Origin of the sequence: Deinococcus marmoris, from assembly GCF_001949125.1 — a bacterium.
Taxonomy (GTDB): domain Bacteria; phylum Deinococcota; class Deinococci; order Deinococcales; family Deinococcaceae; genus Deinococcus; species Deinococcus marmoris_A.
Genome location: NZ_MSTI01000057.1, coordinates 45579 through 60962, shown reverse-complemented (window position 1 = coordinate 60962; position 15384 = coordinate 45579). Strand labels below are relative to the sequence as shown.

Sequence of the window (15384 nt, the reverse complement as noted above, 5' to 3'; positions counted from 1 at the left end):
CTGATCAGCCGTTTTGCATATGGATTCTCTGGGTCAACCGTGTTCTCTTACGGTAGTGTCCACCGATCTCTATCCGCCACTGAGCCTTAAAATCATCACGCCCAAGCTGGCGCTTCACGGAGCAACGGACGAACTGCTGGCCCAGCTTCTTCCCATTGTTCGTGACGGTGTGGGCGCGCAACCACCTTACCCATTCGATGATCCCATGTCTTTGTATGAAGACAATCCAATACGCGAGAGGAAGTGGCTTCAGTCCATCTGGCGGGGGCGGGGCAACGTTCGCCCCGATTTCTGGCGTCTGTACTTTGTGGTCATGCTGGGCGAGCAGGCCGTGGGAATGCAGGACTTGATCGGCGTGGATTTCGACACTTGCCAGACAGTCACCAGCTTTTCATGGCTGGCTCCGAGCGCCCGGCAACAAGGTCTGGGACGTGAGATGCGTGCCGCTATCCTGCACCTTGCTTTTGAAGGATTTGGGGCGGCTGAAGCGGCCAGTGAGGCTTTTTTTGACAATCTGCCATCTAACCGTGTGTCCGAGAGCATGGGCTACCAACCGAACGGGAGCAACTGGGCCACGCGGCGGGGCGAGCCAGCCGTGTTGAATCGCTGGCGTCTCAAGCGTGATGACTGGGAGTTGAGTCGTCGGAGCGATATTGAGTTGATCGGCATGAACGGCGTTAAAGACGTTTTACACATCAAGTGAGTACAGCTATGACGCTAACCACTTCTCAAACGGAGGTCGATTTTGGGAAAGGGGCTTCATCGTAGAAAAAACCTATGGGAGCAGACTTTTTGTTTCAGGTCAGAAGTTTTGAGTGGTAGTCAGGTCAGCGCGAGCGCAACGCCTGACCTTCATTGCTCATCCTGCCCAACCTCCAACCCACCGGGCAGAAATCCCCGCCCCCTGAGCGCCTCCAGCACCCGCAGTGACGTGGCTGCGTAGGCGTCCGGGTCATATTTGTAGGGACTGGTGTACATCTGCGCCAGCGAGGTAATGCTGCCCTCCTCGCACATGGCCTTCAGATGCGGCATGGACATGTACCGCTGCCAGCCGCTGATCTCGCGCGCCTGATACAGCTCCTCCAGTTTGGACGTGCTGGCCTCCTGGTACGTTTCGTCGTGGATATAGGCCCGCATCGGCAGGCGCTCACGCCGTTCTGGCTGCTCGTCGGGAACCCCCACAGCGATGGTGGTGATGGGCAGGCAGGTTTCGGGGAGGTTCAGGTAGTCGGCAATCTCCTGCATGGCCTGCAATGTGGTCCCCATGTAGCAGAGGCCGTAACCCCGCGCCTCAAAGCCCAGCGTCACGCTCTGCGAGATCAGCATCGCCTCGTTGGCGGCCACCTGATAGCCCAGGAAGTTGTTGAAGTTGTCCCGTGCCCCGCGTAGCTTTAGCCACTGCCGCGTGCGGTGCCAGTCGGCGCAGAAGGTGATGACCAGCGGGGCCTGAAGAACAAAGTCCTGTTCGCTGTGCAATTCGTACAGCCGCCGTTTTCGCACCGGGTCACGGGTCAAGATCACCGAGAAACTGTTGAGGTTGCCCGACGAGGATGTGCCCATGATGGCCTCTTGCAGCACCTCGTCAATGACATTCTGAGGAATTTCATCGGGTTTGAACTGCCGGATGGAACGGTGTGCGGTCAGCGTCTCGGCCACGGTTTTCATAGTGGGAATTGTAGTGAGCTTGCCTGACTACACGTCGCCTGCCTGTATCTGAGAACGGGTGGAGTGACGGCCAGCAACTGCCTCAGCTCAGCCCCAGATGGACCCTTAATTTGCCGTCCAGTTCGCTTATCTGCGCGGTGGTCAGGCTTCCCAGGTAGCGCCCGATCCGGCTGCGGTTCAGACCCCGGATGTAGTTCAGTTGCACGCGGCTGCTCTCGGTCAGCCCGCAACTTCCAGCAGGGAGCGGAACATCAAAGGGATATTCTCGGCTGACATTGCTGGTGACGGGGGCCACCACCAGATGCGGCAGCGTCTCGTTGGCAATGTTGTTGGTCAGAATCACGGCGGGCCGGGTGCGGGCAGGTTCTCCGGGTGTACTGGGTTCAAAGTTGACCAGATACAGGTCGCCGCGCCTCACTCCTGATCCTGCGGGGCTTCCATCGGGAAATCCAGCCACTCTTCAGCCTCTGCCTGGGCCTGAGCGTCCTGAGCAAAGTCCTGGGCGTACTGCGCGTATGCCTGACGCAACTCCTGGTGCTGCAAGGCCAGTGCGGCAGCTTCAATGGTGGCGCTGAAGGAGGGAAGCTGGTGCTTGCGCTGATAGTCCTCCAGAAATCGCAGGGTGTCGGGTGGAAAAACGACGTGTTTACGATGTGCCTGAGTCATGTTCAGAATTTAACACACGATCTATGGGCTAAAAAATGACCACTGAGTGTCTCAACTTCATCCATACTTCGCCAGAAACGCCTCACGCGTCATCCAGGCCATCTTCGGTTGCGGTTCGCTGGGAGGACGGGCCGTGCCGTAAACGATCCGCAGCACGCGAAAGCCCAGGCCGTAGATGCGGGCGCGGGCGGGCGGCAGGGGCAACAGCTCGAAGCCGCCCTGCTCCAGTTGTGTGTGGAACAGGGTCACGGCGAATACGGCCCGCGCGTCCTGCAATTCGGGCAGGGTCTGCATGGCGGCGGCCACGTCCCGCAGGCTGCGGAGGTAGGCGCGGTAGGCGGTCAGGGCACTTCGCCCGGCCAGCCCCACGATGCGCGGCGAGTGCAGGTGCAGCTCGGCGGTGGGCGTGCTGTGCGGCAACGGCAGCGGCGCGGGCGCGTGGTCCAATGCGGCCACCCGCATCACGGCGTCGGCCCGCTGCGCCAGATCGATCACGCCATGTTCACGGGCAAAATTGGCCTCTACAGTGTGGGTGTACAGGTGCAGCAGCAGGTCACGCGGCCCGGCCTGCCGCAAGCCCGGAATGTCGCGCACGGGGACGGGACGGTACCCCAGCGCCCGCATCTCCGGTAGCCTCTGTTCCAGTTCTCCCGGCAACACACGTACCGTTTGCCCCGGCTGCGGCGTGTCCAGCGGGAAGGGCAGCGGATGAATGCTCTGTGCGGCCAGCAGGCGCAGGCTGGCGCGGCTCAACCCGTCCGTGTTCCAGCTCTGGATGGACTGGGCGCAGGCGGCTTCCAGCATGCTGATCTGCTCAGGCTGCCCGGTCCCGGCGATCTCGTGTCTGGCCTGCGTGGCGGCGCAAAGAACGTCCGGTGCGCTCCGGGCAAGGGATGTGGGAACGAGAAAAGTGACCTTTGCGCTCATTTCCTGTGCCAGAACGCTTTCAAGTTCGGCCCCGGTCTGAACGGGCACGGTCACGCCGACTTCGGGTGCGCCGGGGTGGCCCCCTGCCCACGCGCCGTAGACCCCGGCGCGGAGCTGGGCGGCAAGGAAGAGGGAGGGCGCGGCACTCATGGAGGGACTGTAGCGGCTTTTGCCGTCCCTGGCGAAGTGGCCCGGCCTGCCCCCGCTCAGGAGGGCCGCAGCGTGAGATCACGAACCATGAGACCACGCAGCAGGCGACCAAAGGCGGACGACTCTCTCATGTCCGGCGTCGTATTCTCCTGTCTAGCGATGCCTCAGACTCCCCCTTCCCCAGCAGGACGGCCCCTCCCGGAACGGAACTCCGCTGGTGGGCACGCATGAAACCGCTGCGTATCGGCCTGTTTACCGACACCTTTCTGCCCGATCAGAACGGCATCGTGACCAGTGTGGGTCTGCTGAGCGACGAATTAAGGGCGCTGGGCCATCACGTGGAAGTGGTGGCCCCTGATTTCCCGGACAACGTGGACACCCGCACCGATGTGCGCCGCGTGCCCAGCCTCAGCTACATGTTTTTGCCCACCTACAGGCTGGCGTGGCCCACCCGCAAGGACTTCGCGCAGAAATACGACATCGTGCATACCCACACGCCGCTGACACTGGGGCTGGCGGGGGCGCGGCTGGCCCGCAAATGGAACGTGCCGCATGTGGCGACGTACCACACGCACATCGAGGCGTACACCCATTACGTGCCGGGCGTCACGGCGTTGCAGCGGCACACCGGGGCCGTGACCCGCATCATGAGCCTGCTGTACGGGCGGGCCGACGCCGTGATCACCCCCACCGCCGGGGTGCTGGACGTGCTGCACGCCATGCATGTTCGCAATCCGGTGGTGATTCCCACCAGCATCGACGCGCGGGTGCTGCACGCCGCGCCGCCCATTGAAAACCCCTGGCCTGCCGGGAAACGCCGCCTGCTGAGTGTGGGACGGCTGGCCCGCGAGAAACGCTTCGATCATGTGCTGGACACCGTGGCGCAGTTGCCCGACACCCATCTGGTGCTGCTGGGCGAGGGGCCGGAGCGCGTGCATCTGGAAGCGCACGCCCGCCGTCTGGGCATCGAGGACCGTGTGAGCTTCCTGGGCGTCAAGCCCTGGACCGAGATCGGCGCGTATTACCGTCTGGCCGAGCTGTTCCTGTTTGCCAGCGACACCGAAACGCAGGGTCTGGTCTTGCAGGAGGCCGAGCTGATGGGCGTGCCGGTGGTGGCGGTGGGCGCACGCGGCACCCTGAGCAGCGTGGCCCACGAGCGCAGTGGCTATCTGGTGGCCCCGGCGGACGTGAACGCCATGATCCGCCACTCCCGGGCCATTCTGGGGGACCCGGCGCTGTGGAGCCGCCTCTCCGCCGGGGCGCGCGAATTCGCCTCGGGGACCACCCCGGCGGGCGTGGCGGCGCAGGTGCTGGACGTGTACGCCGCCGCGCTGGGCATGCCGCGCGAGGTGCCGTTTCCCGTAGACCCCGGCCTCAGCGCTTCTGCTGCGCTTCCCTCTGGTCAAAGTATCCTCGCGTATGACCCGTGATGTTGCGCAGGTGCTGCCACGCGAAGGGCAGCGCGCCCCGGTCCATGCGGCGGGCACTGGTCTGCACCAGCGCGCCCGGCACGTAGGCCACCGTGCCCAGCGCCGCGATGGCCTGCCCCAGCATCACGTCCTCGTAGGCTTCTACTTCGGGGTAGCCGCCGGCCAGCAGCGCGGCCTGCCGCGAGAAGGCCATGTTGGCCCCGGCCAGATTGGGTTTGCCCACCACCCGGCAGGCGTGCAGAAAGGCGCTGTAAGCCCCCTGCGAGGCCCAGCTCCAGTGCGGAGCCACCCCGCAAAAACCCATCGGGCCATAGAGGCCCACCCGGCCTGGCGCGCTGGCGTCCAGCAATTCCAGCCACTGCGGGCTGGGCAGCGAATCGGCGTCAGTGGTGGCGATCCAGTCGCTGTGGGCGGCCTCCAGGCCACACTGGCGGGCGCGGGCTACGCCGGGCTGGGCACAGTGCAGCACCCGCGCGCCCCAGGCCCGCGCCACCTCCGGCGTGCCGTCGGTGCTGCCGTTGTCCACCACGATCACCTCGGCGGGGGGCTTGTGCTGCGCCTCCAGCGCCCGCAGGGTCAGGGGCAGATACGCCGCCTCGTTGCGGGCTGGAATGATCACGGAGAACTCGGGCACGGGCACAGGCTAGCAGGCGCGGCCCATTTTTCCGCCGGGGGGAAGCCGAGATGGCGGGGGCGGGGGGGAGGGCCATGAGCGCCGCCTCCGCCCTGCGCGAACGACTGCCCGTCAAGCCCGGCACGCTGCCTGGCGTGCTGATGGCCGCGCTGGTGCTGGTCTGTTCGGAATTCGTGCGCAGCGGCATGTACGCGGCCTACTTACCGCAGGCCACCGGCACGCTGCTGGGGCTGCCCAAGGCGGACGCGGTGGCGGTGGCGGCCACGGCCTTTACCATCCACTTCATCAGCGATACCGTGATGCGCGGGCCGTCGGGTGCGCTGATCAGCCGCTTTGGCGTGCGGACGGTGATGCTCTCGGGCGCGGCCCTGTCGCTGCTGGCGGTGGGCCTGATGGCCGGAACGCACACCGCCTGGGTGTTGCTGCTGGCGGCGGCGCTGCATGGCGTGGGCTTCAGCGCCATGTGGCCGGGGGCCATGAACCTGACCGCCGATGCCACCAAGGACAGCCACAAGGGCCGCGCGGTCACCCTGATCAGCCTGGGCGTGATGCCGCTGATCGGCGCGGGCTTTCTGCTGCTGGGGGCGCTGGCCGAACGCCCCCGCGCGCTGGTGTTCACCATCGTCCTGGTGGTGCTGGCAGTGGCCCTGCTGGCGGCCCTGTTCGTGCCGGACCGCCTGCGCCGCGCCGTTACCGCTGAGAGCCAGCCGGACCGCCGCGCCCGCCTGAAAACGGCGGTGGGTGCGCTGGCCCCGCTGTTCCCGGCGGCCTTTATGCAGACCCTGACCATGACCCTGCTGGGGCCGCTGCTGTTCACGCTGTACCGCGATCTGGGCCTGACCTACTGGGGCATGGTGGCGCTGCTGGGCACCGGGGGCGCGGTGGCCTTCGGCAGCCTGCCCCTGACCGGCAAGGTGGCCGATGGAGGCCGCGCCCGGCTGGCCGTGACCCTGGGCTTCGCGCTGCTGGCGCTGGGTCTGGGCGGGATCGCTACCACGCCGCCGCTGTGGGCGCTGTATGTGCTGGCCGCCGTGGTGGGCGTGGGCTACGCCTTTATCATGCCCGGCTGGGCCGCGCTGGTCACGGGTCGTCTGCCGGAAGCCGAGCGCCCCGCTGCCTGGGGCGCGCTGATGACCGTGGAAAACGTGGGCACCTCGCTGGGGCCGCTGGTGGGGGCCTTCGCCTACCGCACCCTGGGGCCGACGGGACCGTTTATCACGGGCGCGGCCCTGGCCCTGCTGACCGCGCTGGGCTACGTGATCTTCCGCCGCATGCTGACCACGCGGCAGGAAACGGGGCTGGAGGGTGGGGCGTAGACCGTGTGAATGACGCCTCCGCTCCCCGAAAATCTTCTGTCCGCCTCCTGATCCTCCCCGCACTCGGCCTTCTTGCCGCCGCAATCTTGGCCGATGTCCTGGGCCGCGCGGCAGGCTGGGGCGCGCTGGGGCGTGGTCCAAGCCATTCGGGCCGGGTGGCCCTGACCTTTGATGACGGCCCCTCGCCGCGCACGCCCGAACTGCTGGCGATTCTGGAGCGCCACGACGCCCGCGCCACCTTCTTCGTCACTGCGCCTGCATGTGCGGCGCATCCTGAACTCCTGCAAAAGATGCTGGACAGCCCGCATCAGATCGAGGCGCACGGGCGCTGGCACCGGCACGCGCTGCTGCTGACGCCGTGGCAGGAGTGGGCGCAGATCGTGTGGCATCCGCGTGGGGGAGAGGCGGGGTTGCCAGAGACTGACCTGCTGCTGTACCGCCCACCCTACGGAGGCCACAGTCCGCTGACCCGTCCCCTGGCGCGGCTGGCTGGACGTCAGATCGCCCTGTGGGACGTGGAGGGCCGCGACTGGACCGACGCCGACGCGCCCACCCTGGCACAGCAGACCCTGGCCCGCATTCGCCCCGGCAGCGTGGTCCTCCTGCACGACGGCCCGGCAGTCACGCCTGAATTACTGACGCTTGTGCTGGATGGTCTGAAGGAGCGCGGCTTGCAGGCCGTCCCCCTGACCGAACTGCCCATGCGGCGCATCGGGCTGCGGCAGGGATTGAAGAGAGTCTGGGCCAGTTACGGAGGGTAAGTCTCCCCGTCTACAGCGCCGCCACCCGCACATTCTTCGCACGCCGGTACAACTGTGCGGGCCGTCCCACACCGCTTCTGCGCTCCCCGCTGGGGGTCAGGATGCTCTGGGCCAGCAGGCGTTTGCGGAAGTTGCGCTTGTCCAGTTGGCGGTCCAGAATCGCCTCGTAGACGCCCTGGAGTTCGGGCAGGGTAAAGGTGTCGGGCAAAAATTCCAGCGCCAGATTGGCGTACTCCAGCCGCAGTTGCAGCCGCAGCAGGGCGCGGGTCAGGATCGCCTGATGATCGAAGGCCAGCCGGGGCGGGCGGTGTGCGCTGAGCCACTCGGCTTCCAGCGTATGGCCGCCGCCGCTGACGCTGACCGTGCCGTGTGGCAGCACCGCCAGATGCGCCACGCTCACGATGCGCCCGCGCGGATCGCGGCCCACCTCGCCAAAGGTATAGAACTGCTCTAAGTGGCGCGGTTCCAGTTGCACGGTGGTCTCGGTCCTCAATTCGCGCAGGGCGGCCTCGTGCAGTTCCTCGCCGGGCTGCACGAAGCCGCCGGGCAGCGCCCAGTCGCGGGCGTGCGGCAACTGGCCGCGCTGCACCAGCAGAACATTCAATTCGCCGCCGTGCATGGCAAAGGCCGCGATGTCCACCGCCAGCCCCACCTGTGTGGCCTGGGGTGGAAGGGCGAGGCCAGTCATAGCCGTGATCCTAGGGTTAGTGTCAGGTGTACGTCAAGTGGGGGTGTCTAGCCATAAGTGTGATGTAGTCTCGGGAGAAATCAGCTCTGAGACATGGTTTAACCTGACTTTTGGGCGGCCTCTTTCGCCTCGGCCCGCGACACCAGCACCTGCCCGCGCAACAGTTCGGCCACGCTCCACGCCTGGAAGGGGCATCCCCCCGGCAGCAGCGCGTCCCCGCTGAACACCTCCGAGACGTGGCCGACGCCCGCCTCCCAGACGTGACCGCTCAGGCTGTCCAGCGCGGCGCGGGCCTGGGCCACCTCGCCGCGTGAGAGCAGCAGTTCCAGATACGCGGTCAGCGGCCACGGCCATACCGTGCCCTGATGGTAGGCCGCGTCGCGCAGCACCTGTGGCCCGCCGTAATTGCCCCGGTAGCGCGGATCGCGTGGCGAGAGGGTGTGCAGCCCCAGCGGCGTCAGCAGTTCAGTTTCGGTCTGGCGGACGGCGGCCTCCACCTGTTCGGGCGTGGTGGGCGTGTCCGGCAGCGCCAGCGCCAGCGCGGCGTTGGGGCGCACGCTGAGGTCCAGGGTACCGTCCAGCCCGATGGTGTCGGCGAACGCCTGCCCATCCCAGAACTGCCCGAAGCTGCCGCGCGCCTGCGCCCATGCTTCCGCGAGTTCCGGTGATTCTCCCAGCGTTTCCGAGAGCTGTGTTTCCGCGCCCAGTGCCGCGATCCACAGCCCCTGAATCTCAATCGGCTTGCCGTGGCGCGGCGTGACCACCCAGTCCTCGATCTTCACGTCCATCCAGGTCAGTTGCACCCCTGCCTCCCCGGCCAGCAGCAGGCCATCTGCTGGATCGCTACGGATGCCGTGATCGGTGCCGCGTAGGTGCCAGATCAGCAGTTCTCGCAATTGAGGTAGGGCTTCTCGCGCGAAGTCCAGATCGTGGCTGGCCGTTACGTAGCGTTCCAGCGCCACCGCCAGCCACAGCGCCCCATCCACCGTGTTGTATCCCGCGCCCTGGCCGTCCTCATGGAAGTGGTTGGGAATCAGGCCACGTTGTAGGGTGCTTAAAAAGGTGTGCAGCAAGTCGCGGGCCTCGGCAAAGCGCCCGGTCAGCAGCGTTAAACCGGTCAGCGAGATCATGGCGTCGCGGCCCCAGTCGGCGAACCACGGGTAGCCCGCGATCACGCTGGTCCCCGCCGGGTTGTTCCGCTGGACCAGGTAGGCGTCCGCCGCCACTGCCAGCGTCGCCACCAGATCGTCGGACACGCCGCAGGTCTGCTGCGCCAGCTCGGCCAGTTCCCGGCGGCGCGTCGCTTCCTGCCCGTAAGCCAGCCAGGGATCGGGGATGTCGGGGATGGTGTCGGTCATTCCCTGGACTACCAGCGCCACCTGCCCGCCGCCCGCTGGAAAGTGGACCTCCCACAGCACCGCGCCGCGCGTGTACTCGTGATCGGGTTCGCCTCGCGCCGCGTCGTGGCGGTAGTAGACACGCTGGGGGAAGGGCTGGGGAGCGAGAGACGTGATCGGTGCGTCTGGAGCGTGAATCTGAACTCGCGTGGTCCGTTCGCCGCGCACCAGCACCTCATCACCGTTCGCCTGAAAAGCTAGTTCGGGAGCCTGCGGGTGGACGTGGTGCATGTCTCGGTCCACGAAATAGCCGCCCAGCGTCAGCGTGACTGCCTCACGCGAATCCACCGTGTACAGGTAGACAGCCGCGCCCGCGTGGGCCGGGCTGACCATTTTCCGGGAAACCCGCACACCGCCCACCATCTGCACCCGTTCGGGCAGTAGATCGCGCAGGGTCACGTCGCTCAGAATCTCCAGTCCGCGTCCCTCGAAGACGCCCGGCGCGAGTTCCAGGGCGTGCAAGCTGTGCCTCTGGCCGCCCACTTCCAGAATCTCCAGCGGCGAGACCAGATGCGTGAAGCGCTGCACGGGCGGCAACCCGCTCACCACCAGACCCGAGTAACAGCGCGTCGGCACCCCGGCCAGACTGCTCAGCGCAAAGCCGCCCAGGCCATCGGTCAGCAGCACTTCCAGATCGGGGTTGCGGGCCGACAGGGGGCCGTAACGGTGGGTGTGGGCGGGGGCCACAGGGGGGAGGGAACGGTCCATAGGGGAAGCATGGCAGAAGACGCGGGTTGCCCGGCAGGTGGGCGCGCTGTTGACAGAAGGTTCATGCCCACAAAAAGACAGGGGGGCTGCGTGGTAAACTGACATGTTTACCCGCCACAGCTTTCAACGTGAATGCGGGTTCAGCCGCCCTAACCCGTCAGAAATGACGCTGCCAGCGTGCAGGGGGCGCGCGGAGGTGATGAATATAGCGAAAGATCATAAGGTCAACGAGCAGATTCGCGTCCGTCAGATTCGTCTGATTGGCGGGGAAGGTGAGCAGGTGGGCATTATCGACACGCGCGACGCGATGAACATGGCGCGTGAGGCGGGAATGGACCTCGTGATGGTCAGTCCACAGGCCGTGCCGCCCGTCTGCCGTCTGCTCGACTATGGCCGCTTCCGCTACGAGCAGCAGCAGAACGAACGAGAAAACCGCAAGCGGGCGCGTGGTCAGGAAGTCAAGGCCATCAAGTTCCGGGTCAAGATCGACGGGCACGATTTCAACACCAAGACCGGGCATGTGCGCCGTTTTCTGGAAGAGGGCCACAAGGTCAAGGTCACCATTATGTTCCGTGGCCGTGAACGCACCCACCCGGAACTGGGCGAACGCATTCTGGTGCGTGTGGCCGAGACGCTGGCCGACATCGGCGTGCCGGAAAGCAACCCCAGCATGATGGGCATGGACATGAACATGATCATGACCCCCCGTGTCGCGCCTACCCCCAAGAAAGAGCGTGAAGACGACGGCGAGATGGCCGCGCCTGCCCCCTCTGGCGCTGCGGCTGCTCCTGCCGAGGCTGCTGCTCAGCCGGAAGCCCAGGCCCCCAAAGCAGACGCTCCCGCCGAAGCATCCACCCCGGCGTAACGCTGGCGGCTTCTGATCCCAAAGGCGCAAGGCGGCCTGCCCCTGCGGTGGGCCGTTCGCTTTTGCTGAACTGGCCCATTTGTTATTTCTGCTTTATTTTGTAAACTACAGTACCGGACAGAGGTAGTTCCTACTTCTCGTCTGCATCACCCACAGGAGGAATCTTCCATGATCAAGATGTACACCACCAGTTGGTGCCCCGATTGCACCGCCACCAAGCGCGCCCTGACCAGCAAGGGCCTGGACTTCGAGGAAATCAACATCGAGCAGGACGACAAGGCCGCCGAGTACGTGATGAGCGTCAACGGGGGCCGCCGCAGCGTGCCCACCCTGGTCAGCGGCGACGTGGCCCACAGCCTCAGCGGCTTTCGCCCACAGAAGCTGGACGCGTTCCTGGCGGAAGCCGGACTGTAAATTTGGTCCCCAGCAAAAACGGTGCGGTCCATTGCAGGGCCGCACCGTTTTTGATGATTGCTACTTTTTGAGGGTCATCAGTTCCGTGACGCTGTAGCTGCTGCTGGATTTCACCAGCCCCACGCCCTCGGCGTACCATTCCTCGAACTCGCCCAGATCGCGGTTCAGGGGCACCGGCCCCAGCTTGCCCACCACGCGCAGGTTTCCCCTGACTTTCCAGGCGTCGAAGGTTCCGGCGGGAACCGTGACCTTCTCGCGGATCAGTACCTGCCGACGCGCCGTGATGAGGGCCTTGCCGCTCAGCAGGCCCTGCCGCCCCTCCAGATCCCACACCAGACTCCACGACGCACCCGGTTTCCAGTCCGGCGCGGCGGCGATGCCCACCCCGCTGACCGCCGCCCTGGTCAGTTTGATATCGCCCAGTTGCGGGGGCGTCAGGCTGGTCTGCGCGCCCCCGGCGCAACTGAATCTGGTGGTGTTCACTGGCTTTCCGGCACCCGTGGACTGCTCCTGAAATTCTGCGCCCGCCCCCGCCCGGCCCAGGGTGTAGGTAGAGGTGGGCTTTCTGGTGTCGCCCGGCGTGGTCCGGTAGGTCCAGACCCAGCCCGCCTGCACCGGATTCAGTGCGTTGTCGCAGGCACCGGCAGAGGCGGGGGCTGCCCAGGCCACGCCACAACTCCAGATCAGCAGACCGCACGCTTTGAGACTCGGTTTCCCACGGGACACGCGGACAGGGGAGCGGGGAAAAGTCTGCTCCCGGTGGCGATCCGCATGTGTGACGGCCTGTCTCACTTCCTGATTTCCTGTGTCGCGGCCAGCGTCGGCACGCCGTCGGGGGCCACCGTGTAAATGTTGATCGTCAGCATCTGCGGTGTTATCTCCAGCCACATGAAACCGGGCTGTCCGAAGAACCCGGCGGCGGCTTTCCGGGTGCCGACTTTGCCGCCTCCGATCTCGCCCGCCGCGCCCGAAACGGCGGTCCAGGTGCCGGGGCATTCGGGTTGCGGCGCGAAGACCTCCAGCGCGTGGACATGGCCGCTGAGCAGCACATCCGCCTTGCCGCAGGCCAGCCCGTACAGGTCCTGCACCGCGTCCCCGCGCTGGAAGGCGAAGGGCAGACCGTCGTAGTGCCCGGCGTCCCCATGTTTGCCGTTGGAGAACAGCGGGTGGTGGCCCAGGACCAGCTTCCAGCGCGCGGAACTGCTCTGGAGCGCCCCGGTCAGCCACGCACGCTGGGCGGCGTCCCACGGGCCGCCGGGCCGCTCACTGGCACGGTGCACGGGCAGATAGGCGGCCAGCGGCGAGGTGTCCACCGCGAAGAATTCGGCCAGATTTCCCCCCTGTCCCGCACTCACGGGCGCGCGGTAGGTGCGGCCCGGCATGACCCACTGCGGGTTCAGTTTGCTGTAGGCGACCTCGGCCTCCGCGCCGCGCGCATCGGTCCCGTCGCCGCCAAAAAGACCGCTCTCGTCGTGGTTGCCGGGCACCATCAGGAAGGGGATGTTCAGCGGGCCATAGATGTCTGCAAAGCGGGTCTTGAAGAGGGGCGAGCTGGCTTCCCTCGGTCCCGCCGGGTAGAAGTTGTCGCCCAGGCCCACGCCCAGATCGCAGCCCTGCTGTTGACAGACCGCCCCCATAGCCGCCGCCACCCGCCGCTGAACCCCGTCTCCGGTGCCCTGATCGCCCATGACCACCACCCGCAGGTGTTCGGGATCGGGGACGCCCAGCGTGGCGGTCACGTCTGGCAGGGAACGGACCGGGCCGCTGACGGCGGGGGCGCAGGCAGACAGGAGCAAACCCAGCAGAGGCAGAAGGCGGCGTGACATGCCCGTATGCTACAGATGGCGGATGCGCGTGGGCGGGCGCGGCGTTACGGTGTGGCGTCAAAGTGTCAAGAGGTGGGTTGCGGTACGCTTGGGCCGGAGGTTCCCATGCAACCCATCCTGAAAGTCGCGCTCTTTCTCGGCACTGCGCTGGCCCTGACATCCCAGGCGGGCGCTCAGAACAACTGTGACCGCCCGAATGGCTCCTTCGATCAGGTCTACTGTCAGATGAAGGTGCTGACGCGGGCCGACGCCGATCTGAACGTGGCCTACACGCTGTTGCTGAAGAAACTGGCCCCGGCGGCGCAGGGACGGCTGCGCGAAACCCAGCGGGCATGGCTGGTCCGTCGAGACCGTGACTGCGTGGAGTACGACGCCAGCCGGGGCGACGTGGTGTATACCGGCTGTGCCGTGGATACCACCACCGAGCGCCTGAATTTCCTGAATGACCGCCTGCGCGAATGCAACAGCAGTGGGTGCCAGCCCAGCCGCCTTCGCTGAGCGCCCCACTCTGTAACAAGCCCGTCCTTTCCAGTAAGCCAGTTGACTGACGTGGCTCAAGACCCTGCGCGGCAAACTACGGCCATGCATGTGCGCCCCGCCGTCCCCGCCGATTTCCCGGCCCTGAAACCCATGCTGCTGGATATGGGCTTCGTGGACGATGAGGCGGCGCTGGAAGCCCGTTTTCCCTCGTTCTGCGGCGATCTGCTGCGGCCCCTGCTGGTGGCCGGGGCGGACGGAGGAGAGCTGACTGGTTACGCGGCGCTCCACGATTACGGCATCTCCCTGCGTCCAGGCAACTCACATCGCACGGCCAAACTGGAAGACCTCTACACCGCTCCGGTGTGGCGGCAGCGCGGCGTGGCCCGGCTATTGATGCGCGCGGTGGAGGACTGGGCGCGGGCGCGGCCTCTGCGCTATGTCTTCTGGTACGCCAACACCCATGAGGCTGGCCCCGCCTACGTCCGCATGGGCTACCGCCCCGACGACGCCGGGCAGGAGGGCTTCCTCTTCTTCGAGATCGATTTCGGGAATCCGTCTGAGCGGCTGCCTCACCCGCAGCGCGGTTCGTGAAAGGGGGCTAGCGCTGCGTGCGCTTCATTCCATCCTCTGTCGCCAGCCACTCCACCGGGCAGTCGTGGAGATCGGCGGGCAACCGGGGAACAACCAGCTCACTTTGAATAACACCCACGGTCAGGCCGCCAAACCCAGGGAGCAGACGGTCATAGAAGCCGCCGCCGTAGCCCAGCCGGACACCCTGCACGTCGAAGGCGAGGCCAGGGAGCAAAATCGCGTCCACCTTGCTCAGCGGGACTTCGGGAGCGTCGGCGGGCGGCTGCAAGGCCCCGAAGCGGCTCATCTCGGTGGCGGTGTCCCAGGGGTGCAGCGTCAGGCGCGGCGTGGGCTTAAAGCGGGCGCGTGGGGCCAGCAGCTCGAACCCCTGGGCCAGTGCGGACACGTCTATTTCACCGGGCAGGGCGCGGTAGGCCAGCACCCGCCGCGCGCCCATCTGCCGCAGAAATGCACCGAGGTGGGCGGTGACCGCTGCCGAATGATCGGGGAGTGCCTGCCGCTCCTCACGCGCCCAGGTGCGCCACTCGGCTTTGTCGGTAGGCATCAGTGGAGACAAGATGGACTTATTTTAAGGCCGTGATGGACCGGAGCAAAAAAAAGGGGAACGCATGCCTCCCCAGGTGGACACGCGCTCCTGAACAGCCATATGCAGCGGCGTCGGCTTTGGATCATGTCAGGGCTTCATCTTCTTTTCATGGCGCAGTCTTTTCACGGCGTGGCCTTTTCATGGCGCGGGCGGCAGCACAAACGCAAAGCAGGACAGGCCACGCTTTTCAGCCATGACCTGTCCTGTGTTCACGTTCAGTTCAGCGCGCCCGCCCAGTTGGGAGCTTATATGGATTCCGTTTGTTTCGTGCAGGAATCGG

At 66.0% G+C, this 15384-nt stretch carries 18 protein-coding genes; 8 read left to right on the top strand and 10 right to left on the bottom strand.

Annotated features, from left to right (window positions below; translation table 11 throughout):
- Nucleotides 1–55 precede the first annotated feature (55 nt).
- Nucleotides 56–703 (top strand): GNAT family N-acetyltransferase, encoded by a 648-nt coding sequence (locus BOO71_RS08250; RefSeq protein WP_217694866.1) that lies wholly within the window; start codon nt 56–58, stop codon nt 701–703.
- 149 nt (nt 704–852) lie between these two features.
- Here the strand turns inward: BOO71_RS08250 and BOO71_RS08245 are convergent, their stop codons facing one another.
- The 4 genes from BOO71_RS08245 to BOO71_RS08230 form a co-directional block, all read right to left on the bottom strand.
- Nucleotides 853–1665, bottom strand: coding sequence for a nitroreductase family protein (locus tag BOO71_RS08245; RefSeq protein WP_075831465.1), 813 nt, complete (start codon nt 1663–1665; stop codon nt 853–855).
- An 82-nt stretch (nt 1666–1747) separates the two neighbouring features.
- Nucleotides 1748–2083: a type II toxin-antitoxin system PemK/MazF family toxin gene (locus BOO71_RS08240; protein WP_075831464.1), complete on the bottom strand. Its 336-nt coding sequence runs from the start codon at nt 2081–2083 to the stop codon at nt 1748–1750.
- Nucleotides 2080–2331 (bottom strand): hypothetical protein, encoded by a 252-nt coding sequence (locus BOO71_RS08235; protein WP_075831463.1) that lies wholly within the window; start codon nt 2329–2331, stop codon nt 2080–2082. Before BOO71_RS08235 ends, BOO71_RS08240 begins: the two co-directional genes overlap by 4 nt.
- 57 nt (nt 2332–2388) lie before the next feature.
- Nucleotides 2389–3408 (bottom strand): YkoP family protein, encoded by a 1020-nt coding sequence (locus BOO71_RS08230; protein ID WP_075831462.1) that lies wholly within the window; start codon nt 3406–3408, stop codon nt 2389–2391.
- Between the two features lie 227 nt (nt 3409–3635).
- On the opposite strand from BOO71_RS08230, the gene BOO71_RS08225 reads away from it, so the two are divergent.
- Nucleotides 3636–4838, top strand: coding sequence for a glycosyltransferase (locus tag BOO71_RS08225; protein WP_075831461.1), 1203 nt, complete (start codon nt 3636–3638; stop codon nt 4836–4838).
- On the opposite strand, the gene BOO71_RS08220 is transcribed toward BOO71_RS08225, so the two are convergent.
- The gene (locus BOO71_RS08220; protein ID WP_075831502.1) at nt 4783–5472 is read right to left on the bottom strand and encodes a glycosyltransferase; all 690 of its coding nucleotides are present in this window, start codon (nt 5470–5472) and stop codon (nt 4783–4785) included. The two genes, BOO71_RS08225 and BOO71_RS08220, sit on opposite strands and share 56 nt — an antisense overlap.
- Nucleotides 5473–5546: 74 nt before the next feature.
- On the opposite strand from BOO71_RS08220, the gene BOO71_RS08215 reads away from it, so the two are divergent.
- On the top strand, nt 5547–6788 hold the full coding sequence (locus tag BOO71_RS08215; RefSeq protein ID WP_075831460.1) for an MFS transporter: 1242 nt from the start codon (nt 5547–5549) through the stop codon (nt 6786–6788).
- Nucleotides 6789–6793: 5 nt separating this feature from the next.
- On the top strand, nt 6794–7549 hold the full coding sequence (locus BOO71_RS08210; protein ID WP_083653223.1) for a polysaccharide deacetylase family protein: 756 nt from the start codon (nt 6794–6796) through the stop codon (nt 7547–7549).
- A gap of 10 nt (nt 7550–7559) precedes the next feature.
- Here BOO71_RS08210 and BOO71_RS08205 read toward each other — a convergent pair whose 3' ends face one another.
- Both BOO71_RS08205 and BOO71_RS08200 read right to left on the bottom strand, forming a co-directional pair.
- Complete coding sequence (locus BOO71_RS08205) at nt 7560–8237, bottom strand: NUDIX hydrolase (protein WP_075831459.1); 678 nt, start codon at nt 8235–8237, stop codon at nt 7560–7562.
- Nucleotides 8238–8335: 98 nt separating this feature from the next.
- On the bottom strand, nt 8336–10342 hold the full coding sequence (locus BOO71_RS08200; protein WP_075831458.1) for an amylo-alpha-1,6-glucosidase: 2007 nt from the start codon (nt 10340–10342) through the stop codon (nt 8336–8338).
- 196 nt (nt 10343–10538) lie between these two features.
- Between BOO71_RS08200 and infC the strand changes: the two genes are divergently transcribed.
- Both infC and BOO71_RS08190 read left to right on the top strand, forming a co-directional pair.
- On the top strand, nt 10539–11207 hold the full coding sequence (gene infC, locus BOO71_RS08195; protein WP_075831500.1) for a translation initiation factor IF-3: 669 nt from the start codon (nt 10539–10541) through the stop codon (nt 11205–11207).
- 168 nt (nt 11208–11375) lie between these two features.
- Complete coding sequence (locus BOO71_RS08190) at nt 11376–11621, top strand: glutaredoxin domain-containing protein (protein ID WP_075831457.1); 246 nt, start codon at nt 11376–11378, stop codon at nt 11619–11621.
- A 60-nt stretch (nt 11622–11681) separates the two neighbouring features.
- Here the strand turns inward: BOO71_RS08190 and BOO71_RS08185 are convergent, their stop codons facing one another.
- Both BOO71_RS08185 and BOO71_RS08180 read right to left on the bottom strand, forming a co-directional pair.
- On the bottom strand, nt 11682–12290 hold the full coding sequence (locus tag BOO71_RS08185; protein WP_075831456.1) for a TapB family protein: 609 nt from the start codon (nt 12288–12290) through the stop codon (nt 11682–11684).
- 119 nt (nt 12291–12409) lie between these two features.
- Nucleotides 12410–13447 carry a metallophosphoesterase gene (locus BOO71_RS08180; protein WP_075831455.1) on the bottom strand — a complete coding sequence of 346 codons (1038 nt, stop codon included), beginning with the start codon at nt 13445–13447 and terminating at the stop codon, nt 12410–12412.
- Nucleotides 13448–13552: 105 nt separating this feature from the next.
- Between BOO71_RS08180 and BOO71_RS08175 the strand changes: the two genes are divergently transcribed.
- Nucleotides 13553–13945 (top strand): lysozyme inhibitor LprI family protein, encoded by a 393-nt coding sequence (locus BOO71_RS08175; RefSeq protein WP_083653221.1) that lies wholly within the window; start codon nt 13553–13555, stop codon nt 13943–13945.
- Between the two features lie 84 nt (nt 13946–14029).
- A complete protein-coding gene (locus tag BOO71_RS08170) occupies nt 14030–14518 on the top strand; it encodes a GNAT family N-acetyltransferase (RefSeq protein ID WP_075831454.1) in 489 nt (162 codons plus the stop codon).
- Nucleotides 14519–14525: 7 nt separating this feature from the next.
- Here the strand turns inward: BOO71_RS08170 and BOO71_RS08165 are convergent, their stop codons facing one another.
- Entirely contained in the window at nt 14526–15062 is a 537-nt protein-coding gene (locus BOO71_RS08165; RefSeq protein ID WP_075831453.1) for a 5-formyltetrahydrofolate cyclo-ligase, read from the bottom strand.
- Nucleotides 15063–15384: the final 322 nt, after the last annotated feature.